The organism is Paludibacter jiangxiensis (assembly GCF_001618385.1).
Taxonomy (GTDB): Bacteria; Bacteroidota; Bacteroidia; order Bacteroidales; family Paludibacteraceae; genus Microbacter; species Microbacter jiangxiensis.
In genome coordinates this window covers 709412-734621 of the sequence record NZ_BDCR01000001.1, presented here as the reverse complement: position 1 = coordinate 734621, position 25210 = coordinate 709412, and the positions used below count along the sequence as shown (strand labels likewise).

Below are 25210 nucleotides of genomic sequence, written 5' to 3'. Positions count from 1 at the left end.
GCGTGTATAATTTGTTTTAATGTGGCAAAGGCAGTTTGTTTTCTTTGGTGTTCTTCTTTCATGGCAACAAAATGCATTAGCTGTGCACAAAGATAATATATCTATTCAATATAACAAAGATTATGCAATGGGAACTCATATAAAAATAAAAGTGAATGATTTGATAAAGGAAATGAAAAAGCCCGGACTTTTTAAGCCCGGGCCTTCGTGTTCATATCTGATAATTCGCGTTACTATGCTCAAAACCGTATTGCTACTCCTGCAAGGCAATTGAAGCCTGCCTGGGGGTAATACCCGAAATCATTGTAGCGTTCAGGTTGGCTGGCCGGGTCTGCCTGATAATAGTAAGAATAGGTCCAGGCATTGCTGATATACTGCTTGTTGAACAGGTTGTTCAGTAAAAGCGTCAGGTCAATTCCTTTAATTCCTTTTACCGGCAACGAATAGCTCAGTCGAAGATTATTGACAAGATAACCTGTTAAAGAACGTGCATCATTCCCGGTGTTGTCAATGTATTGTTTGCCAACATACTGCGATTGAAATCCGGCTTCAAAATTACCTTTGGTAAACGTGAACAAACTGTTGGCTGTTACCGAAGGAGAGAAGGAAATTGGCGTATTACCAAGGTGATTTACCGTTTGTTCAGCCCAGTCCCAGTTGTCGCCGGAATAGGTGTCTACATATTCGGTAAAGTTTTTAATCCGGTTGCGACTCATGGTCACGTTGGCATCCCAACGTAACCACGACAGCGGTTTGATCCCGCCTATCAGTTCTATACCAGAGCGATAACTAACAGGAATGTTTGATGTCAGGGCTTCTCCGATATCGTTGAGTTTGCCGGTTAAAATCAATTGGTTATGATAATACATGTAATAAAGGTTCACTCCGGCAGTCAATAGTGAATTATGGAATTTGTACCCGGCTTCATAATCATATAATGTTTCGTTCGTTGGCCATGTTTCGGCAGAACCGTCGGTGTAATTGGTGCGGGTCGGTTCGCGGTGTGCAACAGCAAACGATGCAAATGCTTCATTGTTTTTATCGGGACGATAGAGTGCACCTGCTTTCGGATTAAAGAAATTGAATTTCTTATCGACAGACAGAATTTGCATTCCGTTAACGGCATCGTCCCATTCGTCGTTGGTTCCGTTCAATGAATAGGTCACGCGGCGATATTGAAGATCTCCGTAAACATTAAATTTGGGAAGCAGTTCGTAATTGGCTTTCAGATAAATATTAGCATCCCATTTACTTACTTTGCTGCGATAATATTCCGAGTTTGGTAACAGGCTGCCAAAATAATTTTTCACCCAAATGACTTCGCCCCAGTGATTGCCCCAGTAGCGATTAACTCCGCCTCCAAACTGAGCAGAAATTTTTTCCTTGTTATAATTCAATGAAAAGACGGCACCGGCAAAGTCGTTGCCCATTTTTTTCTGCCGAACCAAATCGCTTTTCTTGTAAGTTGTTCCGTTTACGGTGAAGGGTATTAATGAATATTTTGTCAAAGTCTGATCCTGTTTATATTCTTCGTAATAACCATCACCACGGGTATAGTGCAAACCTGCATTGAGAGTCAACGCTGGCGAGAAACTATGAATGCCAAGCAACTGATAATTGGTTTGCGTGTAATTGTCCGTTTGATTCTTGTAATAGAGTGGGGTTCCATTTGCGTCGTAGCCCATAAAACCGCAGGGGTTGTAGGTACGGTGCGTAGCCAGAGAGTCTTTTGGCACTCCATCCCAGGCGTGATAGGTTTTTTCTGTTCCACCGAAGGTAACAAACTTTACGGTAGTTTTTTCTCCGTAGTAACCGGCTTGCAGGAAATAGGATTTCATATTGACAGATGCCCGGTCGATATAACCGTCAGAGGTTACTGAAGATAGACGTGTGTCGATTGCCCAGTGATTGTTCAACAGGCCTGAACTTGCCTTGGCAGTCATTTTCAACGTATTGAACGAACCGTAGGCCATGTTGAGTTCGCCCGATGCTTTCGGAGCATAGTTTTCGGTTTGCAAATTGATATTGGCACCGAATGCGGCTGCACCATTGGTGGAAGTGCCCACGCCACGTTGAATTTGCATCCCTTCGAGCGAGGAGGTCAGGTCGGGAACATCTACCCAAAAGGTTCCCTGCTCATCAGCATCATTATAAGGAATTCCGTTGATAGTCACGTTTATACGTGAACCGTCGGTGCCACGGATTCGGAAATAGGTATAGCCGATACCGGTTCCGCCGTCGGAAGTGGCTACAAACGACGGAGTTTGGGAGAGCAGGTAGGGCACATCCTGTCCCAGATTGCTCTTTGCCAGTGTTTCTTTGTCGATATTGGTATAAGCCACCGGTGATTTATCGGTAGCCCGGGTCGAAAGCACAGTCACTTCGTCCATCTGGCGGGATGTTTTTTGCAACTTAATTTCACCATTGAACGGAACTTTAACAGCTTGTTCTACAGTTGAAAATCCCACAAAAGAAACTTTTATTTTTGCCGATTTACCCGACACAGAATTGAATTTGAATAGCCCGTTTGCATCGGTACTTTGTCCTTGTGTGCCAATAACAACAGAAGCTCCCGGAAGCGGCAGTCCGGTTTCGTCTACCACTCGCCCTTTCACAACGCTCTGTGCCGAAAGGGATAGCACAAATAACTGCACCAAGGCAGCCAACAAAATTTTTCTCATAACATTCAGTTTTTTTAGAGTTTAACAAAATGTGATGAGGGCTTAAAAAACGATGAGGATAAATGCTCATTCCCTTTCCGGAATTACCCGGACAGGTTCAAAGGGTATAATCTCAGCCCGTTATGATAAGGCACCCCAATTATGGATAGATTGAAAAACAGCATGTTGCGTTGTACACCGCAATTCTGCTTTTCAGGCTGCAAAGGTAGCTCAAGAAATGTTAAAAACAAAATTTGACTGGCTATTATTCCGAAACCATTTCGAGGGAAGTGTATTGGGCGAAAGGTTCGCGAAAAGAAATGAGATATTAAAAAGATTCGCCGAGTTCTCTAAACATGGTCATGGCATTCACATATCGAATGTGAAAAACATTTGCAGGTTGAGGTATTTTAATTTTATTTTTGCGTGTGGGCTCGCTTACTTCTTGAGTGACAATTACTCTATTTTGATTGTCTGTCAAAGCATAAGCAACTAAGAAGGCATCAGCTTCATCCGCATCTAAAAACTCATCAATAGCCTTGGGTAAAAAGTGACTTCTTTGAGTATTTGTCCATAAAATCAAACGGGAGTAAGCCGGCATGATGTCATCTGTTTCCTGAAAGAAGTTTTCAGGTAGATTTTCTTTACACCATAATTCTAACTCATCATTTTTGTCATACAATTCATTTTTAACCTTGTCGATACTGATGATTTTGCCTTCATGTGCAAGCTGTTTCACTTTTAGCCAGAAACCTACTGCAATATCGAGAGGATAATATGCCCGATGTGCTTGTATAAAGAAATTGCTATCTAAGACGTATACCTTCATGCCATATTAAAATTTTTGGCAAAAAAGGCTTGAAAAGTGTCCCCTTTTAAGCTAGTAAGTTTATAGGCATCTCTGTATAATAAATCTCCAGACCGTAGAGCATTAAATACGTGTGTGGCAAATGTGAGACTTAATCTTTTGCGAGCTGTTGCATAAAAGTCCCCGCCTCCTGTCTGATCTTCTTTCTTTGCAAATTCACGGTGAATATACTCTTCGTAGAAAGAAAAGAAAGCATCTTTACTAATTAATCCATTATCTAATGCTCGACGTGCAATAACAATTTCACTTACTTTGAAAAAATGAGAAGCCGCTTTATAATTAGGTTTTTGATTCCAAAAAGAAATAAAGGTATTTTTGGGTACCAAAAATTCTGCAGCAACTTTATCGCAAAGTTGTTCGTTTGCATCTTGCGCAGGTTGTAATTTTCTGAAGTCAAAACCAGCACTTCTGCCTATCCATATATGTGCTAATTCATGTAAAATCGTGAACATTTGAGCAGCCTTGCTATCAGCATTATTTACAAACATAAAAGGAGCCATGGCATCCACCATTACAAATCCACGACATTCATCTACAGGAATTTTTCTATAGCCATTATTCTCGACGACACCATTAAAAACGACAATGATTCCTTTATCTTCTATCTGTTCTACAAGATGGTTTTGAGCAGCTTCCCATGTTTTGAATTCACAAGCCCAACTTTCATGTAAATTCAGAGTCTTTCTTATATCTTCAACAATAGAACTAACAGCGTCATTGTTACTGAATCTTCCAACGAAATCCAGTCTGTCAAATTCGTTGTCTATAAGATAGTTTTTGAGCCAGTCCTGACGTTGCTGTAGCAACAAAATCGTATCATATACATTGATATTGATTTGCGCTAGTACATTATTATTGGTTCTAAAAAAAGGAATAGGAAGTTCTTCCTTCGGAGGTTCGGGTAAGAAAAAATAGCCAAAAGGAAGATAAGTTTTTCTGGCAAAATCTTCTAGCTGTTTGACGGTCGGTTGTTTTGTTCCCTCTATCCATGCCACTATCTGGGGATGTTTCTCAATAAAAACATCTACAGAGAAGCCAGCACGTTTTATAGCCCAGCTAATCATGTCTGGAGTGATATTAACAACTTGTTTCATAGTGCAAAGATAAGTAGATTTATCAATTTTTCAATTCAAGGATTGATCTATGTCCTGCCAGATATAGCTATTGCTGAGTTTAACTGTAACTAAATTCATTTGAATCAGCAATTATTAATAGTTTAGGTTGCTCCATGAGGAAGATGAAACAATTGAAAAAGTTATTCCATCACCAGCTCGAGGTAAGCGTCCAGATCGGCGGGTTGAATATTGTTCTCGGAGTTGACGAAAGTCTTGGCCAATCCTGTTTTTTCTTCCTGCAAAAGCCGTATTTTTTCTTCAATCGTTCCCCGTGTAATAAAGTGGTAAACAAATACATTCTGCTGCTGTCCGATGCGGTGCGCCCGACTGACGGCCTGCATCTCTACCGCAGGATTCCACCACGGGTCGACGATAAAGACATAATCGGCAGCGGTCAGGTTTAGTCCTACGCCACCGGCTTTGATCGAAATCAGGAAGAAGGAGATATCCCGGTTGTTCTGGAAGCGTTCCACCACTTCCTGTCGGTTGGTGGTTTCGCCCGTCAACATGCAGTAGTCGAGATTGTTCTCCTCAAAATAAGTCCTAAAAAGATTCAGGTGCATCACAAACGAAGAGAATATAAGTACTTTATGCTTCCGGTTGCGAACATTTTCCAGCGCTTCGATAATCGAATCGTACTTGCCCGAAGGGTAATCGTCGTATCCGCACAAAGCCGGATGATTGGCAATCTGGCGCAGGCGGGTAAGTGCCTGTTGAACATAATTGGACATCTTCAACCGACTGGCCTGTTCGCGGGTTTCGAGAATTTCGTTCCGCACCTTCGACTTCTCTTCTTCGTAGAGTTTGGCCTGATCTTCTTCCATCTCGCAATAGACCACCTGTACCGAGAGTTTCGGCAACTCGGGAGCCACCTCTTCTTTCGTTCGTCGCAAAATAAACGGAGCTATCATCTTTTTCAACAACTCTTCACGTCGCGGATTCTTGTCTTTTTCGATCGGATCGATGAAATTGCTGTTGAAATACGAAAACGAATGGAGGAAACCTTTATTGGCAAAATTCATTTGCGCCCACAGGTCGGCAAGCGAATTTTCAATCGGAGTACCGGTCAGGAGCAGTTTGTGATCGGCGGATAATTGCATCAATGCCTGATAGGTTTTCGATGCCGGATTCTTCACGTACTGACTTTCGTCCAGAATAATATTCTGAAAATGAATGTTTTTAAACAGATCGATATCATTGCGCACCAGACTGTACGAGGTAAGAATGACGGCACGTTTTGCTGCTCGTTCCAGCGAACGGTCGCGGGCAGGTCCGTGATGCACCCACACGGTGAGCGATGGGGCAAATTTTCGGATCTCCTGTTGCCAGTTGAATATCAGCGACGTAGGCACCACAATCAAATTGGGTTGATACGTCTTTCTTGCCGGTTCGTCAAACAGTCCCGGCTGAATGTCACTATTTTTCTGATTGTCAATCGTTCGTAATTGGTGCAGCAATACAGCTATCACCTGGATGGTTTTTCCCAACCCCATATCGTCGGCCAGACAAAAACCACGGTTTTGCTGAAGCAACGCCAGCATCCAGTTGTAGCCAATCATTTGGTAATGACGGAGCGATGCATTCAGCCCTGTCGGCGCTTCCTGCCATCCGAGCGGCGAATTCTTCTCTGCTGAAATCTTGTCTTCCGGTTCTTCTTCGGCTCGCAACAAATTGGCATGTTGCACCGACAACCTCATTTTGTCGTATTTTCCCTCGGCCATCAAAAAAACGCCTTCGAAACGAGCCAGCCACTCTTCGGGAAGAATCGCGATTTCACCGTTAGGAAGCACAACTTCCCGTTGTTTGGCCAAAATGTACTCTTTCAGCGATGGGAATGGGATTTTTTGCGAACCTACGTATACCCAAATGTTAAGGTCGAACCAATCGCGTTTTGCCGAAAATTCTTCCCTCAGCTCGGGCGTATCCAACGAGAAAACCTTGTCAAGATGCTGCCGGAAACCGATGCTGGCATCTTCCAGCTTTTGTCTGTTGTTTTTCAGCCATTCTATGGCTCCAAGTTGAGCCACATACTGATCCTGATTGCGCCCGGTTATCCTGATAAACTGATCGTTGCAAAATTCGAGACCCAGCTCTTTTATGCGCTCAATCGCCTTTGTTTCAAATAATTCATTGCGGAATGTTTTGCAAAAGAAATATTCATCGTCCCGGTTTTGAAATTTTACGGACACTTTACGCTCTTCAAAATATTTCCAGCTTTTGTCGGGATAATCGAACTGTAGCATAAACGCGTAATTGCCCTGCAGGTCTTTCTCAAGCAAAAGCACAGGTGCGGGATTTCCGCGATACGTTTCAATGGTAAAACCTTCCGCTTCTACATCAAAATCACGTATTGCATGTAAAACGAACGTCTTGAAATATTTTTCCTCCATCGCTTTGGGCACTGACACATACTCTTTCAGGATGAAAGGCAACAGTTTTTTTGCATCGATATCGGGAAATGAGTAGAGGCGGTTGTCTATAATGATGCGGCAGGGCGATTGATGCAGCACGTAAGCTGCCTTCTCGAACAAACGGATACTCTTTCCGTTGTATCGAACTGACAAAAAATAGCGTGTTTCATCCTCCATGCGGTTAAAATGGAAAACCGCACGGCTTTTTTGAGGCAACAGCTCGATTAGATCGTCGGTATAGACGTTTGCATATTTTTCATCTTTGAAGAAAAGTGGCAGTTTTTTCTCCTGCATCACATTCAGAATAAGATCGATACGCTTATCTACGTATTCTCTTACAAAATTCTGTTTCAGCTCATTGGCGTCATCCCAGGCAGATTTCAGATTGCCGGTGTTTTTGAAAAACTGGTGCGCAATGTTTTGATCGCTCAATTCGGCACTGGCTTTAACCAATTGCTGAATTTCTTTCGGAGATTTTTTGAAATAATCGCGTTTGGAAGTAAATTGTTCGACAAGCGTAAAATGTGCGGTGGTTTTATTGTATTCTGCCATATAAGGCATTAGAATATACCCAAATAAGACATGCTTGCGGATACAGACAATGAGTTGGAGCATTCGGTCGAACAATTATTGAAGTATACAAAAATAGGAAATTGTTTTTGCTCCGAAAAGGGATGGAACAATTATATCAAACACATTATTCAGATGCAAAGCGCTTCACTTCGCAGGGCGATGAAGTTCTGGCCAATTATAGCCCAGAGGGCTTTCATATCAATAGAAAAATTGTTCCAGCTTGACAATTTTTGTCCGTAGGACATCCATTGTGCATTCCCCTACGGGAAAAAATGCCACAAAAAGGCTTGATTTCTATTGACATGTATACCCTGACGGGCAAAACATAGAACTTAACAGCACTGCCTCTCTTCGGGAGAGTGGTTGAGGAGAGGTAAAAAGTGTAATTTCTAATGCTTCCCCGATTTATGCAGCTTGATGGTGATCGGGTCGAGAGTGATGAGGCAGCCTTTGGGCATTTCGAGCAATTCGGGTTCGAGGTACTCGTAAAATGCCTCCAGCTTGTCGGTTTCGTCAATCATTTCTATCATTACCGGCAATTTCTCGGTCAGTTCCCAAAATTTGGAGGAGTAGATGGTACTGCTCAGTCCGTAACCCATAATGCCGCGGTAGACGGTTGTCCCCGAAATGCCCTGTTTGCGGGCTTCCTGCACTATGTATTCGTACAATAACTTGTTGTTAAGTTTGTCGGTAGTGCTGAGGTAAAACTTCAGAATGCTGTGTGACTTTTCCATACTTAAAGCAGATTTGAGGTGACGTAACCAAGATATACCGCTGTAAAGCCGAGCAAAATACTTAACCCGGTATAAAGAAAAATAGACAGGAACAATCCGTTGTGGAGCAACATCAGGTTTTCGTTGGCAAACGACGAAAAAGTGGTGAATCCTCCGCAGATTCCTACCATCAGGAACATGCGCCATTCAACGGTCAGAATGGCACTTTTATCGGCAATACCCGTGAGGAAACCGATGATGAAACAGCCCAGCACATTCACCAGCAGGGTTCCCACCGGAATAGAAAGAAAATCGACATGCAGGTTCAGTTTCGAGATATAAAAACGGGCCACGCTCCCAATAAAGCCTCCCGACCCGACTATGAGTATTGTTTTGAACATTTTACACAGAATTCTTTCTGCAAATGTACGGCAAAATCAGAATAAAGAACAAAGAGCAAAGAAAAAAGACCTTGATAATTGAGAGCTTCGCTTGAAGCGAAACTCTCAATACTGATTTTCCTACGAAAAAGCAGATTTATTGAAAAATCGTAGATTTTCTCTTTGCGCTCTTGAAAAAAGATTGTTGATTGTCAGATACCTTTGAAAGTCAGATTGATTTTTCTTTGTGTCTTCGTGTCTTTGCGTTGAAGATTCGACTTTTCGGAGTGGACTCAATACTCGATCAATATTTACAATTCTCCCGATCGCTACCGGAATTACGATGTACAATTGATTCTGTGGTTTCAGTTTTGTTTCTGCTGATTTTCAGCTCAAATTAGCCGGTAAAACCTGTTATAAGTCTCGTAAAAAATCACTAACTTTGTGGCGTTTTTTCAGAATAAGTATCACAATCGTTAATCGCAATATAATTAGCATTTTATGAGCAAGAAATTTGCCGAATATTCGTCTTTTAATCTTTCCGATATCAACAAAGAGGTGCTGAAGAAGTGGGATGAACAGGATATTTTCCACAAAAGTCTCGAAACCCGCAAAGGCCATCCGAGCTTTATTTTCTACGAAGGACCTCCTTCTGCTAACGGAATGCCGGGCATCCACCACGTGATGGCGCGCACCATCAAGGATATTTTTTGTCGTTATAAAACGATGAAAGGTTTCCTCGTGAACCGTAAGGCCGGATGGGATACCCACGGACTTCCCGTAGAGCTTGGCGTTGAAAAACGTCTGGGAATTACCAAAGAGGATATCGGTAAAAAGATCACCGTTGACGAATACAATGCAGCTTGCCGCAAGGATGTGATGAAATTCACCAAAGAGTGGGAAGACCTGACCCGCAAAATGGGCTACTGGGTCGACATGAACAACCCTTACATCACCTACGACAACCGCTACATTGAAACTCTCTGGTGGTTGCTTAAAGAATTGTATAACAACAATTACCTCTATAAAGGTTACACCATTCAGCCATACTCTCCTGCTGCCGGTACCGGATTGAGCACTCACGAGTTGAACCAACCGGGTTGTTACCGCGACGTGAAGGATACCACTTGCGTGGCACAATTCAAAATCAAAGGCGACGCGAACGGATTTTTCCTTGCATGGACAACTACTCCGTGGACATTGCCTTCAAATACTGCTCTTTGCGTTGGCCCGAATATTGATTACGTCAGAGTAAAAGCTGCCAATCCTTATTCCAAACAGGAGTGCGAATATATTTTGGCCGAAAGCCTCCTTGGTGCGGTAATGGGCAAAAACGAATACGAAGTGTTGGCAAAAATGAAAGGCAGCGATTTGGCCGGCATGGAATACGAACAACTGATTCCTTGGGTAAATCCGGGCGAAGGTGCTTTCCGTGTCATCACCGGCGATTTCGTAACCACCGAAGATGGTACAGGTATTGTTCATATCGCGCCTACTTTCGGTGCGGATGACGACCGCGTTGGGAAAGCCAACGGAATTCCTCCGATGTTGCTCATTGACAAGGATGGCAATCAACGCCCGATGGTAGACCTTACCGGAAAATTCTATAAAATCGAAGATCTCGATCCTGCTTTTGTTGCTGCAAATGTCAACGCAGAAGCTTATGGCGAATATGCCGGACGTTACGTGAAAAATGCGTACGACGACACGCTGACCGATGCCGATGCTACACTCGATATCGACCTTTGCGTGATGCTGAAACAACAAGGCCTAGCGTTCAAAATAGAAAAGCATGTGCACAATTATCCGCACTGCTGGCGTACCGACAAACCGGTGCTCTATTATCCGCTCGACAGCTGGTTCATCCGCTCGACGGCTGCCCGCGAAAAGATGATCGAACTCAACAATACGATCAACTGGAAACCGGCCTCTACCGGTTCGGGACGTTTCGGTAAGTGGCTCGAAAATCTCAACGACTGGAACCTTTCGCGTTCGCGTTACTGGGGAACTCCGTTGCCTATCTGGCGTACCGAAGACGGTTCGGAAGAGAAGTGTATCGGTTCGGTTGCCGAATTGATCGAAGAGATTGAAAAATCGATTGCAGCCGGTTTCATGACGGAAAACCCGTACAAGAATTTCAAACCGGGTGTTTACACGGCTGAAAATTATGCGGTGGAAAATATCGATCTGCACCGTCCTTATGTGGATGGCATTATCTTAGTTTCTGAAAGCGGCAAACCGATGAAGCGCGAAAGCGACCTGATCGACGTTTGGTTCGATTCGGGAGCAATGCCTTTTGCACAGCTGCACTATCCGTTCGAAAATAAAGAGATGGTTGAATCGGGCTCAAATTACCCTGCAAACTTTATCTCAGAAGGTGTCGACCAGACCCGCGGATGGTTCTTTACCCTTCACGCTATCAGCACGATGGTGAAAGGTTCGGTTGCCTTCAAAAACGTGGTTTCTACCGGTTTGGTGCTCGATAAGAATGGCAATAAAATGTCGAAACGTCTTGGCAATGCTGTCGATCCGTTCTCGACGATCGAAAAATATGGTTCTGATCCGTTGCGCTGGTACATGATGACCAACGCTTCGCCCTGGGACAACCTGAAATTCGACGTGGATGGCATCGAAGAGGTGCGCCGTAAATTCTTCGGAACGCTTTACAACACCTATTCTTTCTTCGCTTTGTATGCCAACGTCGACGGATTCTCGTATGCCGAAGCGGAGGTTGCACTCGATCAGCGTCCTGAAATCGACCGCTGGATTCTTTCGCTGCTCAATACTTTGGTGAAAGATGTGGATGAATATTACAACACATACGAACCGACCCGCGCAGGCCGTGCCATCTCCGATTTCGTGAACGATCACCTGAGTAACTGGTACGTGCGCCTCAACCGTAAACGTTTCTGGGGTGGAGAATACGATACAGACAAAATTTCGGCATATCAAACGCTTTATACCTGTCTCGAAACGGTTGCCCGCCTGATGGCTCCGATCTCTCCATTCTATGCGGATAAATTGTACAACGACCTCATCAAAGCAACCGGCAAGGGCAACGACGTTTCAGTTCACCTGGCCGACTTTCCTACCTATCGTGCCGAACTGGTAGATAAGACCTTGGAAGAACGGATGCAGCTGGCTCAGGAAATTTCGTCGATGGTACTTTCATTACGGAAAAAGGAAAATATCAAAGTGCGTCAGCCGCTGTCGAAGATCATGTTGCCGGTGAAAGATCAAACGGTGCGTGAAAATATTGAAGCTGTCAAAGCCTTGATTCTGAACGAAGTCAACGTGAAAGAGATCAATTTTGTTGACAACACTTCCGGCATTCTGGTGAAACGTATCAAGCCCGATTTCAAGAAACTTGGCCCGAAATTCGGTAAGATCATGAAACTGCTGGCAGCAGCAACAACGTCGATGTCACAGGAAGATATTGTAGCACTGGAACAGGATGGTAAGTTTACTTTCTCTATCGAAGGTCAGGAAGCAACTGTTGAATTAGCTGATGTAGAAGTTATTTCGGAAGATATTCCGGGCTGGTTGGTTGCCAACGATGGTAGTCTCACCGTGGCGCTCGACATCACTATTACTGACGAATTGCGCAAAGAAGGTATTGCCCGCGAATTTGTGAACCGTATTCAAAATATCCGTAAGTCAAGTGGTTACGAAATTACTGACCGCATCGTTGTGAAAATTGAGAAACAAGCCGAAATTAATGATGCAATTGCTGATTTTTCTGCTTATATTGCAACTCAAACACTGGCAAACTCGATTACTTTGCACGAAAAAGTGGAAGAAGCTGTAGACCTGGATTTTGAAGAGTTTATTGTTAAAATAGGAGTGACCAAGGCGTAATCTAAAAAAAACAAAAAACGTATTGTAATCTCTTATAGAATCTATAATTTAGCGCTCTCTTAAAAACGACCTAAAATTTATTTGCAATGGCAGAAAAAACACGCTATTCGGATGCAGAGCTGGAGGAATTCCGCGCCATTATTATGGAAAAACTTGGGAAAGCAGAACACGATTATGAACTGCTGAAGCTGAGTCTGACCAATATGGACGGCAATGATACCACCGATACTTCTCCCACATTCAAAGTGTTGGAAGAGGGAGCTTCAACTTTGTCGAAAGAAGAAGCAGGACGCCTTGCTCAGCGCCAGATGAAGTTTATACAACACTTGCAAGCCGCTTTGGTTCGCATCGAAAATAAAACTTACGGAATTTGCCGCGAAACCGGCAAGCTGATTCCGAAAGAACGCCTTCGCGCTGTTCCTCATGCCACATTGAGCATCGAGGCCAAAGGAGGCAAGTAACTTACAACCGTACATTTTGCGACGGCAATCGGGAAAAATGTACCGGTTGCCGTTTTTTTATTAATAAGCATCTTCATTATGCCACTTACCAAACGTATCATTCCCTGTCTCGACATCAAAGACGGGCAAACCGTAAAAGGAATCAATTTTGTTAATATACAGGCAGTTGGTGACCCTGTTGAACTGGGTAGCCGCTATGCTCAGATGGGTGCCGATGAACTGGTATTTCTCGACATCACGGCTACGCACGAAAAACGTAAGACTTTTGCCGAACTGGTTACCCGCATTGCCCAACATATTAATATTCCATTTACCGTAGGAGGTGGTATCAGTAGCGTAGATGACGTTTCGGTACTGCTCAATGCCGGAGCCGATAAGATTTCGGTTAACTCGGCGGCTGTGCGCAATCCGCAACTAATTAATGATTTGGCGAAACAATTCGGTTCGCAGTGTGTGGTATTGGCGGTCGATACTAAGTTTGTGAACGGCGAATGGATCGTGTTTCTCAACGGCGGCCGTATTCCGACCGAAGTGCGTACCTACGAATGGGTGAAACGGGCGGTTGACCTCGGTGCCGGAGAGATTTTGCTCACCTCGATGGATCACGACGGAACCAAAGCCGGTTTTGCCGTGGAACTTACCCGCATGGTTTCGGAAAGCGTATCGGTGCCGGTTATTGCCAGCGGTGGTGCCGGAAATATGGATCACTTTGTGGATGTGTTTGAACAGGGAAAAGCCGATGCTGCTTTGGCAGCCAGCCTCTTTCACTACGGAGAAATTGAGTTGCCCGACCTGAAAGGCTATTTGAGAAGCAAAGGCGTGGAAGTGAGAATATAATTACTCTTCGCCTTACAGGAACCCATTAATCTTTTTACAGATGCCCTTACTCGATGACTCGCCAAGCCCCGGATTTTGTAGCAACCTACAAGAAGGTGTGGATTATTATATGGCGCCCGAAGGGTATCGTATTATGACAGAATTTTATCTTGCCAAACGGGGTTATTGCTGTTCAAACGGCTGCCCCAACTGTCCCTATTCTCCCAAAGCAGTGAAGGGAAACCGGAACCTTCGGTCTGGCATCGCAGAAAAATACGGACTATAGTTTGCAATCATACCACACATGACTATTTTTTACTCTCCAAATATTCTTGAAACCTCTGTTCTTTCCGAAGAAGAGTCCCTCCATTGTGCGAAAGTATTGCGTATGAAAGCCGGAGAAGAGGTGCTTATTGTCGATGGCCAAGGTGGAATGTTCGGGGCAAAAATTGTAGCGCCGCATCCTAAGCACACAGCGGTAGAAATCATCAACCGCCAGGCAACAGAGACCGGAAGAGCTTCGCGGATTCACATTGCAATTGCTCCTACCAAAAACATGGATCGTCTGGAGTGGTTTGCCGAAAAGGTGACTGAGATTGGGATCGACGAGATTACGCCTGTTTTCTGCCGTTTCTCTGAACGGAAAAATATCAATTTGGAACGGATTGAGAAGATTCTTGTTTCGGCGATGAAACAGTCGCAAAAGGCCTATCTCCCGAAGCTGAACCCGGCATGTCCGGTGCAGCAACTGTTGAAACAAGCCACCGAATCGCAAAAATTCATTGCCCACTGTTACGAAGGCGAAAAACGACTGTTACAACAGCTGTACAACAAAAACGAATCGACGTTGGTGATGATTGGTCCTGAAGGAGATTTTAGTCCGGAAGAGGTGGAAATGGCGCTGCAAAACGGATTTCAACCGGTTTCGCTTGGAGAAAGCCGCCTCCGTACCGAAACGGCCGGTGTGGTAGCTTGCCATACGATGAACCTGTTGATGACGCTTTAGAAGATCATCCCAGCTATCATTACGAATATAAATCCGTTGAAGAACCCAGCCAAGGTTTGTTCCGGGGTATGTGCATCCAGAATAACGCGCGAAGAACCTACTGCTGCAGAAGCAAATAAAGCTCCTATTATCAGCATATAAGGGTTGATAACGTAGTGCATGGCAACCACAAAAATACCTGCCAGCAGGCCTCCCATGGCTGAAAGATGAGCACTCATTTTCCAACGCAAATTTACCAGCAACAATACTAGCAACGCGGCGGCGCTTCCCACCACCATCATCACGAACCAGCGCGGCATATTCACATTCCACAGATAATAAGCGCAAAGCATGTACGAAACTAACGAATAAACATAGGGGCGGGTTCTTTCCTGACGTTTATCGATATTGAGAGACGTCACTTTTCCCAGTTTCAGAAAAAGGAAAATAATGAGTGCCGGGATAATAGCCGTGCAACATAAAACCGTAGTGGCAACAATCAGTTTCGGCAAAAAGGGTACTGCTGCAAAACGTGCCGTTGTGAAGAGCAGAAGGATTCCGTAGGTTGGAATAAACAACGGGTGGAAAATAACAGATATGATTTTTGCTGCCAGTCGCATAAAGTATGAATTATTAAAGCGTTTTGAACTGATATCCTTGTTGTTTCAGAAATTCGATAGACTCGGGCAATGCCGCCAATACGTTTTTGTTCGATTTTTCCGAATCGTGAAAAACGATAATAGAGCCGTTTCGGCTATATTTTTTTACGATGGAAACGATCTTTTCGGGCGACAGCGAACGGTTATAGTCGCGGGTAATCAGGTCCCACATCACGATCCGGTGCGTTGCTTTCAATTTTTTATAAAGGCTCCGCGTCAACTGTCCGTGCGGTGGTCGCAGTAAATCGGAATGGATCAGCGCCGAAGCCTTCTCTACATTTGCCAGATACTCTTCTTCCTGCAAGGCAAATCCCCGTACATGATTGAAGGTGTGATTCCCGATACGGTGTCCGGCATCCGTCACCATTTTGAAGATCTCCGGATATTTTCTCACATTGTCGCCCACGCAAAAAAACGTTGCCTTTATGCCGTTCTTTTCCAGTATTTCCAGTACTTGTGGCGTTGTTTCCGGTACCGGGCCGTCATCAAACGTAAGATAAACCGTTTTTTGCGTTTTGTCCATCCGCCACAGCGCATTGGGAAAGAGTCTGCGCAAAATCCATAAAGGACGTTCTATCAGCATAATGCGGTAATGTCATTTTCCATTTCGGTCGTTCACCCGTCGGGGATCGCACGAATAGTGTTTTATGAGAAGCAAAGATAACACTTAATTTATAATCCGGCAATGAAGTGGACGGAACTGTCGGTGTGGTTTTACCTCAGATAGTGTAGAAATTGAGGAGCAAAGAGAATTTTCCTTATCTTTGTCATTCCAAAATTATAAATATCAAAATATCAATCAATAACCCTATAAAAATTCTATGAGCGACGACAAAAAAATCATTTTCTCGATGGTAGGCGTGAGCAAATCGTTTACCCCGCAAAAACAGGTGTTGAAAGACATCTATCTCTCCTTCTTTTACGGAGCAAAAATCGGTATCATTGGTTTGAACGGTTCCGGTAAATCGACACTTCTTAAAATTATTGCCGGAGTGGAAACTGCTTACAATGGTGAGGTGGTATTCTCTCCCGGATACTCGGTGGGCTACCTTGAACAGGAACCGCATCTCGACGACAACAAAACCGTAAAAGAGGTGGTGCAGGAGGGTGTACAAGAGGTGATGGATCTGCTCAAAGAATTTGAAGATATCAACGAAAAATTTGCCGATCCGGATGCCGATTTTGATGCGCTGATTGCCCGTCAGGGTGAGTTGCAGGAAAAACTCGACCATCTGGATGCCTGGAATATCGACAACAAGCTGGAACGTGCGATGGATGCACTCCGTTGCCCACCCGAAGATGCGCCGGTGAAAAACCTCTCCGGAGGAGAACGCCGTCGTGTGGCACTTTGCCGTTTGTTGTTACAGCAACCCGATATCCTTCTGCTCGATGAGCCGACCAACCACTTAGACGCAGAGTCGATCGACTGGTTGGAACAGCACCTGCAACAATATGCCGGTACCGTTATTGCCATTACCCACGACCGTTACTTTCTCGACAACGTGGCCGGATGGATTCTCGAACTCGACCGTGGCGAAGGAATTCCCTGGAAGGGCAACTACTCTTCATGGCTCGACCAAAAGACTACCCGTATGGCGCAGGAAGAAAAACAGGCCAGTAAACGCCGCAAGACTCTCGAACGCGAGTTGGAATGGGTACGCATGGCTCCGAAGGCCCGTCATGCCAAAAGCAAAGCCCGTTTGGGAGCCTACGATAAACTATTGAACGAGGATGAAAGAGATCGGGAAGAAAAACTCGAAATCTTTATTCCCAATGGTCCCCGATTGGGTAACAAGGTAATTGAAGCGCAGGGTGTGGCCAAAGCTTACGGCGATCGCCTGTTGTTCGACAACCTCAATTTCTCGTTGCCACCGAATGGCATTGTGGGGATCATCGGACCGAACGGTGCAGGTAAAACCACACTTTTCCGCCTCATTATGGGATTGGAACATGCTGACAAGGGAACCTTCGATGTGGGCGAAACCGTACAGTTGGGCTATGCCGACCAGACACACAAAGATATCGATCCGACCAAAACCGTTTATCAGGTGATTTCGGGCGGGCAGGATTTGATTCGTGTCGGCAACAAGGAGGTGAATGCACGTGCGTATCTGTCCCGCTTCAACTTTACCGGTGGCGATCAGGAGAAGCTTTGCGGTGTACTTTCGGGTGGGGAACGCAACCGTTTGCACCTTGCCATTACTCTGAAATCGGGAGCTAACGTACTTTTACTTGACGAACCTACCAACGACATTGACGTGAACACCCTACGAGCTCTGGAAGAAGGTCTGGATGACTTTGCCGGTTGCGCCGTAGTCATTTCTCACGACCGCTGGTTCCTCGACCGCATCTGTACACATATTCTTGCTTTTGAAGGTAACTCCGAAGTATTCTTCTTCGAAGGATCTTACTCGGAATACGAAGAGAACAAGAAGATGCGCCTCGGCGACGAAGCCCCGAAACGGATTCGGTACCGGAAGTTGATGTAATCTGACAATCCAAATAATAATTCACCGGATAATCTTAATTTATCCGGTGAATCTTCCGCTTCATGAAAAACACATCCTTTTGATATGGGTCGAATAGTCTTGTTTCTTCTACTAATCAGTTTTAATCTGGTTGATCTGTTCGGAAATACTAAACCTATATTTTCGAATCAAAAGATGGCAACGGGATTGAATATCCCCTGCAAAATCAATGGATCGAATGTGCAATGTTCCTTTGATGTATCCGTAAAGAATACAGACCTGACCATTGCTGAGGCTGCTTATCTGCTAAAGAACAACTTTATTCAACCTTCGGATCTTTCAGGCATTTCGCAAGAACAACTTTTAGCGGGCATTCTTCCAGCTAATGCCGCGGTTCGTATCCGCACTTTAGCAATCGGAGGCTCTGTCATTACCGACCTTTCGGCAACATTAATCAAAGAAAACAGAACTTCTCTTTCATTCGGACCTGAAGGAATGCAACGACTTGGAAGATGTATGTTTAATCTGAATGATGGTAGCTTTAAAATTCTTGAATTGCCAAAATCGCAGGCGGCAGGTAGCGAATCGGAAAATTGGGGTAATAAAGGAATGATAAATGCGGCTAATGGAAAATGGCAAGATGCCATTTCCGATTTTACCCAGGCTATCCAATTATATCCCAACGAGCCGGATTTTTATTTGAACAGGGGATCGCTGCTTGCAAGAATGAGCAATTTTCAGTCGGCACTCGAAGACTTTGACGCTGTCATTCGGCTTGTTCCTTCCAATCATCTCGGTTATTATCAAAAGGGATTGATTTATAATTTGCAAGGTGATTATCAATCATCTATCGATTATTACAATCAGGCACTTATACATTCTCCTAACGATAAAGAAGTTTATTTTGAACGGGCAAACTCCTATCTGAAAGCCAACAATTTCAGGCTCGCGATGGCAGACTACGACAAGGTCATTACTCTCGACTCCACGCAATCAATCTATTATGCAAGCCGTTCATGGGCTAAACTAAATTTGAGTGATACAGCCGGTTGCATGGCCGATATCCATAAAGCCATTGCCGTTCAACCCGATAACTACATTGTCTATAATGTACTTGGCCTTGTTCACTTTCAATTACTCAACTATCATGCTGCATTTGAGGCCTTCGATAAGGCAATCACTCTGAATCCCGACTTTGAAGAAGCTATTGCCAACAGAGGAATACTCAGATATACTTCCGGCAATGATTTTAAGGAGGCTATCCATGATTTTGAAAAGGTACTTTCTCTTAATCCGAAATTCGAAGGGATCTATTTTCATTTGGCAAATGTTTACAATAAATCAGGTAAGTATAAAGAAGCATTGAATTATTATAATATTGCAGCCAAAAATAGCAGTAACAATATCGATTTTCTTGTAATGCGCGGAAATACGGAAGGCATGTTGGGCATGTATGAAGAAGCTCTTTCCGATTTTTCAAATGCGTTGAAAATCAATCCGAAGTGCGATGATGCTTTAGTCGGAAAAGGTAATTTAGCATTTAACATTAAAAGAGATCCGCAAACGGCCTTACAGGAGTATTGTGCAGCATTTGCTATCAACCCCCGGAGTTACGATATTTGTTTGTGCATGGCAAATGCTTATGGAGGATTGAATGATCTGTCTGAATCTATACGATATTATTCTATGGCTATTGAGTTGAACCCGAAATCTTCTGAAGCTTTGCTATTAAGGGCAATGGCTTATATTGCCAATAATCAGGTAGCAAAAGCCAAGAATGACTGTCAGCAAGCAATGACTTTGAGTACAGAATCAGGACAAGCACATTTTATTTTAGCCCAGATTAAATGTTTTGAAAACAACATGTTGTCAGCTATAAGCGAATATGACAAAGCCATTGCATTAACACCAGATATGGCTCTGTATTATTGTGGCCGCGGCATTGCAAAATGTGTTGTCAAAAAGTATAAAGAAGCTGTGATTGATTTGAATAAGGCCATCGAACTGGATTCAAATCTCGGAGAAGCATATAATTACAGAGGCAATGCAGAGTATCAGTTGTCTGATACCAGAAGTGCCTGTCGAGACTGGCATATTGCACAACAAATGGGGATTGACAATACCCGCAAAATAAAGGAAAGCTGTAAATAAATATTTTTGATTTCAGAGAACCCATTATCTGCATTCAGAACCTGAACAAGTTTTACGGTTCGAAACATGTATGGTTGTCGTTGGTGCCCATTTCCCTTAATTATCATTTCTGAAATTATGCTTCAATCCCGTAAACGACCCTCGTTATGGCTCTGTATCCTGTTGGATGCCATAGGGTGTGCGTCTTATGTCGTACCTGCTCTGGGTGAATTGTCCGATATAGTCTGGGCGCCTGTATCTGCAGCCATATTTTATTTTCTGTTCGGCGGCAGGGTAGGTGTGCTGGGTGGTATTGTCGATTTTCTGGAAGAGGCATTTCCCTCGACGGATATCATTCCTACGTTTACTATAGCCTGGATATACCGAAGGGTTACAGATAGAAGAAAAGGAGAGCTTTAAATTTTACTTGCTTTTGTTGTTAAAACTCTTTACATTTGTTGCTCTCAAGCGTTATATCTACAAAAAAGAGAGAACAGATGTTTCACCTTTCTTCAATTCCGGAATGGTTGTTGCTGTGTATTTATCTTTTTACGATGGCACCTACCATTGTGGTGATTTTGCTGGAAAACCGTAATCCTGTAAAATCGCTGGCATGGATTCTTGTGCTTATTTTTCTTCCTTTACTCGGCTTTATCTTATATCTTTATTTAGGACAGGACTACCGCAAGCAGAAAATTGTTGCCAAGAAGAGCATACGAAGGCTGCATAACCGTCCCAAAGAGAATCTGGAAGAACTGGATGTGGATAATAGTTCTTTGTCCGAAAGCAAAAAGCACCTTATCCATTTGCTGAAGAATAACAGTGAAGCCCTTGCTTTTCAGGGGAACGATATTCGCATTTACACGAATGGCGTTGATACGTTTGATGCCCTTTTTGGCGAAATTGAAAAAGCAACAAAAGAAATTCATATCGAATTTTATATCATTGAGGATGATGAAGTAGGAAAAAAATTCCGTGAATTGCTTATCCGTAAAGCATCTCAGGGCGTGCGCATACGATTGATTTTCGACTTCGTGGGAAGTTTTCATTTCAAGAGGCCTCAGCAAAATGAGCTCAGAGCTGCCGGGGTAGAACTCTACTCGTTTTTACCGGCTCACTTCAAAATTACCATTCGCAAAAACAGGATAAATTACCGGAATCACCGTAAAATAGTGATTATTGACGGTAGTGTGGGCTTTACCGGAGGTGTCAATATTGCCGATAGATATTTGACAGGCAATAAACTGGGCATGTGGCGTGATACTTTTATGCGCATCGAAGGTCCGGCTATCCATGGATTGCAATACGCGTTTCTTACCGATTGGTTTTTTGTGAGCCGCCAGTTGCTTTCCGGCGATCATTTCTTCCCCTATATTCCACCCATTCCTGACCGTGACAACGTGGTGCAGGTCGTAACCAGTGGTCCGGATTCAGACTGGGAGAATATCCAGCAGGGTATTTTTGTGGCTGTAACTTCAGCAACCCGCTATGTCTACGTACAGACTCCCTATTTTATGCCTACCGACATTGTGATGTCAGCTCTTCAAACTGCTGCTCTCGGTGGTGTCGATGTGCGGGTAATGATGCCCGAAAAGACCGATACCCCCATGACTCAATCGTGTAGCTATTCCTATATTACGCAGTCGCTTGAGGCGGGTGTTAAGATTTATCTCTACCGCAATGCTTTTATGCACAGTAAGGCAATTGTAATCGACGATGAGATTTCAACAGTCGGATCGGCGAATATGGATTTCAGAAGCTACGAACAGAATTTTGAGCTCAATGCGTTTATTTACGATCAGAAAAGTGCGGTGGAACTCAAAGAAATATTCCTGGCCGATCAACAGTTATGCACTGAGATTACCCTTGAAGAGTGGAGCAACCGTCCGATTTCAACACGCATTAAAGAGTCGGTGGCTCGCTTGTTTAGCCCCTTGTTGTAATATTGGAATGTGACATTCGGGGAGCAAATACGGGCTAATTTATGTACCTTTGTCAAAACAAAATTGTGAAAATAACCTCTGATTTTTGTAAATATCGTATGCTATGCGTTCTTTGGAAGTTAGCAGTGTAATAGGCCTGATGTCAGGCACATCGCTCGATGGGCTGGATATTGCTCATTGTGAATTTAACCGCAATGAATACGGAAAGTACGATTACAAAATTACCGTAGCAGAAACTGTTCCGTATTCTGAAGAATGGAAACAACGATTGAGTACGCTTGAAACCGGTTCGGCTTACGATTTTGTAAAGACCAATGCTGATTTGGGAAAATATATTGGCATTCAGGTGCGTTCTTTTATTGATAAACAGAATCTTCATCCTTGCCTGATTGCGTCGCACGGGCACACCATTTTCCATCAGCCGCAACTTGGCTTTTCGTCACAGATTGGCGATGGGAATGCGATACTTGCCCAAACCGGGATTCCGGTTGTATACGATTTCAGATCGTTGGATGTGGCTTTGGGCGGTCAGGGAGCTCCATTGGTCCCAATAGGCGATCAGTTACTCTTCTCTGATTATGACTTTTGCCTTAATCTGGGAGGTATTTCCAATATTTCATATAATCTTAACGGCCGCAGATTGGCCTATGATATATCTTTGTGCAATATGCCTCTCAACTATCTGGCACGTCAGACGGGAGCGGAATATGACAGGGACGGAGAAATGGCACGTTCGGGTAATGTGAGCCAATCATTGCTCGATGCGATGAACAACCAGAGCTATTTCAATGAAAAGGGGCCCAAGTCGTTGGGAAAAGAGTGGTTTACGGATGTTTTCCAGCCGATGCTTATTCAGTCATCAATCCCGTTGAAAGATAAAATGAGGACTATGGTAGAGCACATTGCGTATCAGATTACCCGCGATGTGGAACAATTGTCCAAAGGGAAAATGTTGATAACCGGCGGCGGTGCGTTGAATAAATTTTTGGTTGAGAGAATGCAGCAACTGACACATCATGAACTTCATGTGCCGGACAGCCTGCTTGTAAACTATAAGGAGGCGTTAATCTTTGCCTTTCTTGGTTTCTTGCGGGTAAATAGAGAGGTGAATACTCTTGCATCGGTTACCGGGGCGCCGGAGGATAGTTGTTCCGGGAGTATCACCGGACTACCTGTTTCTTTGATGTATAAATAATTCGTGTTGTGCAGATATTTTAGAGCTTAGTTTTGTTTTACTTAAATGAGATTTTCTTATGAAGACGAAATTCTTTCTTGTGATGGGATTGCTGGTTTTCGCGGGAATCGTTTGGAGCCAGAATGAAAGCCGGCAAAGCAAGGCTGCCGCGAAGGAAGCCAAAGTAAAAAAAGCAGTTGAAACCGAGCGTTATCGCCTGATACTGGATCAGGCCCGACCCATGCGGGGTAATATGATTCCTCTTACGTCCGAATATACGCTCACTATTGCGCAGGATTCTGCCATCTCTTATCTGCCTTATTTTGGAAGAGCCTATTCAGCTCCGATCGGCAGTGAGGGCGGAATTAAATTTTCGGAACCGGTGCTGGAGAAAAAAACAACTTTCAATGCAAAGAATAAGAGCTTTACTGTTAGTTTCAAAGTAAGGGCAAAGGAAGATACATACCGGTTCTTTGTCTCTATTTGGCTGAATGGCACGACAACAGTTAGTGTCACCAGTAACAACCGGCAGGCAATCGACTTTTCGGGTACGATTGAATTGCCGGATAAATGACACCACGATACAACTTGTTAACTGATATACTATTTAGAAAGAAATGTCTTATCAAAATTTTTATTTTCTCGGAATAGGCGGCATTGGAATGAGTGCTTTGGCCCGGTTTTTCAGGGCTAAAGGATTTGACGTTGCCGGTTATGACCGTACGCGTTCCGATCTGACTCAACAATTGGAAAAAGAAGGAATTGCCATCCATTATGAAGATGAGGTCTCTTTAATCCCCACTTTATTTAAGCAACCCGACAATACCCTTGTAGTTTACACACCTGCCGTTCCTGCCGACCACTCGGAACGGCTTTTTTTTGAACGTCACGGATTCAAACTCCTCAAAAGAGCGCAGGTGCTGGGCGAGATTACCCGTCAGCAACGGGGTATTTGTATTGCCGGAACACACGGCAAAACCACCACATCGACTATGACGGCGCACCTGCTCAAAGAGTCGCACGTGGATTGCAATGCTTTTCTGGGAGGAATTTCCAAAAACTACACGACCAATCTTTTGCTATCTCAAAAGAGTGATTATGTCGTGATTGAGGCTGATGAATACGATCGTTCGTTCCATCAACTTACACCTTACATGGCAGTTATTACGGCCGCCGATCCCGATCACCTGGATATTTACGGGACACCGGAAGCATTCCGCGAGAGCTTTGAACACTTCACCTCGTTGGTTCGTGAAGGAGGTTATTTGATCGTCAAAAAAGGAGCTGATTTAACTCCCCGTGTTCATTCGTCTGTGAAATGCTATACGTATGCTGTCGATCAGGATGCGGATTTCAAAGCTACCAATATGCGGATTTCCAACGGCGAAATCATATTCGATTTTCACACACCGACCGAAGAAATTCATAATATACGTCTCGGAGTTCCTGTTCCGGTGAATGTGGAAAACGGAACTGCAGCAATGGCTCTGGCCTGGCTGGCCGGTGCAACAGCCGAAGAGCTGAAAGCCGGAATGGCTTCCTTTAAGGGGATTCACCGTCGTTTTGATATTCAATATAAGAGCGATAAGCTGGTTTTTATTGACGATTATGCGCATCACCCTACGGAACTGAAAACAAGCATCAGTTCAATCAAGAAGGTGTATGGCGAACGTAAAGTGTGTGGTATTTTTCAGCCGCACCTCTACACCCGTACCCGCGACTTTGCTGAGGGTTTTGCTGAGGCGCTGTCTCTGCTTGATGAGGTTATTTTGCTCGATATTTATCCTGCCCGCGAGCAACCGATACCGGGTGTTACTTCCCAAATTATTTTTGACCGGATTACGACCAAAAAGAAGACACTTTGCACCAAGCAGGAGTTGCTCAGTATTCTTGCAAAAAAGAAAAATTTTGATGTGCTTGCAACATTTGGGGCTGGCGATATTGACCGGCTGCTACCGGACATAAAACAGTTGCTCGAAGAAAGAAAATAAATCTA

At 44.0% G+C, this 25210-nt stretch carries 20 protein-coding genes; 12 read left to right on the top strand and 8 right to left on the bottom strand.

Annotation, left to right across the window (positions count from 1 at the left end; genetic code table 11):
* Positions 1-239 precede the first annotated feature (239 nt).
* The 6 genes from PJIAN_RS02790 to crcB form a co-directional block, all read right to left on the bottom strand.
* On the bottom strand, positions 240-2681 hold the full coding sequence (locus PJIAN_RS02790; RefSeq protein ID WP_068701797.1) for a TonB-dependent receptor: 2442 nt from the start codon (positions 2679-2681) through the stop codon (positions 240-242).
* 307 nt (positions 2682-2988) lie between these two features.
* A complete protein-coding gene (locus tag PJIAN_RS02785) occupies positions 2989-3489 on the bottom strand; it encodes a DUF4411 family protein (protein WP_068701795.1) in 501 nt (166 codons plus the stop codon).
* A complete protein-coding gene (locus PJIAN_RS02780) occupies positions 3486-4622 on the bottom strand; it encodes an ImmA/IrrE family metallo-endopeptidase (protein WP_068701793.1) in 1137 nt (378 codons plus the stop codon). The genes PJIAN_RS02785 and PJIAN_RS02780 overlap by 4 nt, the downstream gene beginning before the upstream one ends.
* A gap of 161 nt (positions 4623-4783) precedes the next feature.
* Positions 4784-7669: a DEAD/DEAH box helicase gene (locus tag PJIAN_RS02775; RefSeq protein ID WP_084252226.1), complete on the bottom strand. Its 2886-nt coding sequence runs from the start codon at positions 7667-7669 to the stop codon at positions 4784-4786.
* Positions 7670-8016: 347 nt separating this feature from the next.
* Positions 8017-8361, bottom strand: coding sequence for a DUF190 domain-containing protein (locus PJIAN_RS02765; RefSeq protein WP_068701787.1), 345 nt, complete (start codon positions 8359-8361; stop codon positions 8017-8019).
* A gap of 2 nt (positions 8362-8363) precedes the next feature.
* Positions 8364-8741, bottom strand: a complete 378-nt coding sequence (gene crcB / locus PJIAN_RS02760) for a fluoride efflux transporter CrcB (protein WP_201787335.1) — start codon at positions 8739-8741, stop codon at positions 8364-8366.
* A 480-nt stretch (positions 8742-9221) separates the two neighbouring features.
* On the opposite strand from crcB, the gene ileS reads away from it, so the two are divergent.
* The 5 genes from ileS (at position 9222) to PJIAN_RS02735 (ending at position 14861) form a co-directional block, all read left to right on the top strand.
* Positions 9222-12578 (top strand): isoleucine--tRNA ligase, encoded by a 3357-nt coding sequence (ileS, locus tag PJIAN_RS02755; protein WP_068701785.1) that lies wholly within the window; start codon positions 9222-9224, stop codon positions 12576-12578.
* Positions 12579-12664: 86 nt separating this feature from the next.
* On the top strand, positions 12665-13039 hold the full coding sequence (locus tag PJIAN_RS02750) for a TraR/DksA family transcriptional regulator (protein ID WP_068701783.1): 375 nt from the start codon (positions 12665-12667) through the stop codon (positions 13037-13039).
* A gap of 78 nt (positions 13040-13117) precedes the next feature.
* The gene (gene hisF / locus PJIAN_RS02745; protein ID WP_068701781.1) at positions 13118-13876 is read left to right on the top strand and encodes an imidazole glycerol phosphate synthase subunit HisF; all 759 of its coding nucleotides are present in this window, start codon (positions 13118-13120) and stop codon (positions 13874-13876) included.
* A gap of 40 nt (positions 13877-13916) precedes the next feature.
* Complete coding sequence (locus PJIAN_RS02740) at positions 13917-14141, top strand: C1orf53 family protein (RefSeq protein WP_068701779.1); 225 nt, start codon at positions 13917-13919, stop codon at positions 14139-14141.
* An 18-nt stretch (positions 14142-14159) separates the two neighbouring features.
* The gene (locus PJIAN_RS02735; RefSeq protein WP_068701777.1) at positions 14160-14861 is read left to right on the top strand and encodes a 16S rRNA (uracil(1498)-N(3))-methyltransferase; all 702 of its coding nucleotides are present in this window, start codon (positions 14160-14162) and stop codon (positions 14859-14861) included.
* On the opposite strand, the gene PJIAN_RS02730 is transcribed toward PJIAN_RS02735, so the two are convergent.
* Both PJIAN_RS02730 and PJIAN_RS02725 read right to left on the bottom strand, forming a co-directional pair.
* Complete coding sequence (locus PJIAN_RS02730; RefSeq protein ID WP_068701775.1) at positions 14858-15460, bottom strand: hypothetical protein; 603 nt, start codon at positions 15458-15460, stop codon at positions 14858-14860. The genes PJIAN_RS02735 and PJIAN_RS02730 overlap by 4 nt on opposite strands.
* A gap of 13 nt (positions 15461-15473) precedes the next feature.
* Positions 15474-16082: a polysaccharide deacetylase family protein gene (locus PJIAN_RS02725; RefSeq protein ID WP_068701774.1), complete on the bottom strand. Its 609-nt coding sequence runs from the start codon at positions 16080-16082 to the stop codon at positions 15474-15476.
* Between the two features lie 238 nt (positions 16083-16320).
* Here PJIAN_RS02725 and ettA point away from each other — a divergent pair, with 238 nt between their 5' ends.
* The 7 genes from ettA to murC all read left to right on the top strand — a co-directional run bounded on the left by ettA (position 16321) and on the right by murC (position 25205).
* Complete coding sequence (ettA, locus tag PJIAN_RS02720; protein ID WP_068701772.1) at positions 16321-17988, top strand: energy-dependent translational throttle protein EttA; 1668 nt, start codon at positions 16321-16323, stop codon at positions 17986-17988.
* Between the two features lie 84 nt (positions 17989-18072).
* On the top strand, positions 18073-20118 hold the full coding sequence (locus tag PJIAN_RS02715; RefSeq protein ID WP_084252225.1) for a tetratricopeptide repeat protein: 2046 nt from the start codon (positions 18073-18075) through the stop codon (positions 20116-20118).
* 117 nt (positions 20119-20235) lie between these two features.
* Entirely contained in the window at positions 20236-20517 is a 282-nt protein-coding gene (locus tag PJIAN_RS02710; RefSeq protein ID WP_068701768.1) for a hypothetical protein, read from the top strand.
* Positions 20518-20594: 77 nt separating this feature from the next.
* The gene (gene cls, locus PJIAN_RS02705) at positions 20595-22040 is read left to right on the top strand and encodes a cardiolipin synthase (RefSeq protein ID WP_068702696.1); all 1446 of its coding nucleotides are present in this window, start codon (positions 20595-20597) and stop codon (positions 22038-22040) included.
* Positions 22041-22143: 103 nt separating this feature from the next.
* Entirely contained in the window at positions 22144-23235 is a 1092-nt protein-coding gene (locus tag PJIAN_RS02700; RefSeq protein ID WP_068701766.1) for an anhydro-N-acetylmuramic acid kinase, read from the top strand.
* 58 nt (positions 23236-23293) lie between these two features.
* Positions 23294-23788: a DUF4251 domain-containing protein gene (locus PJIAN_RS02695; RefSeq protein WP_068701764.1), complete on the top strand. Its 495-nt coding sequence runs from the start codon at positions 23294-23296 to the stop codon at positions 23786-23788.
* Positions 23789-23831: 43 nt separating this feature from the next.
* Positions 23832-25205, top strand: coding sequence for a UDP-N-acetylmuramate--L-alanine ligase (murC, locus tag PJIAN_RS02690; protein WP_068701762.1), 1374 nt, complete (start codon positions 23832-23834; stop codon positions 25203-25205).
* Positions 25206-25210: the final 5 nt, after the last annotated feature.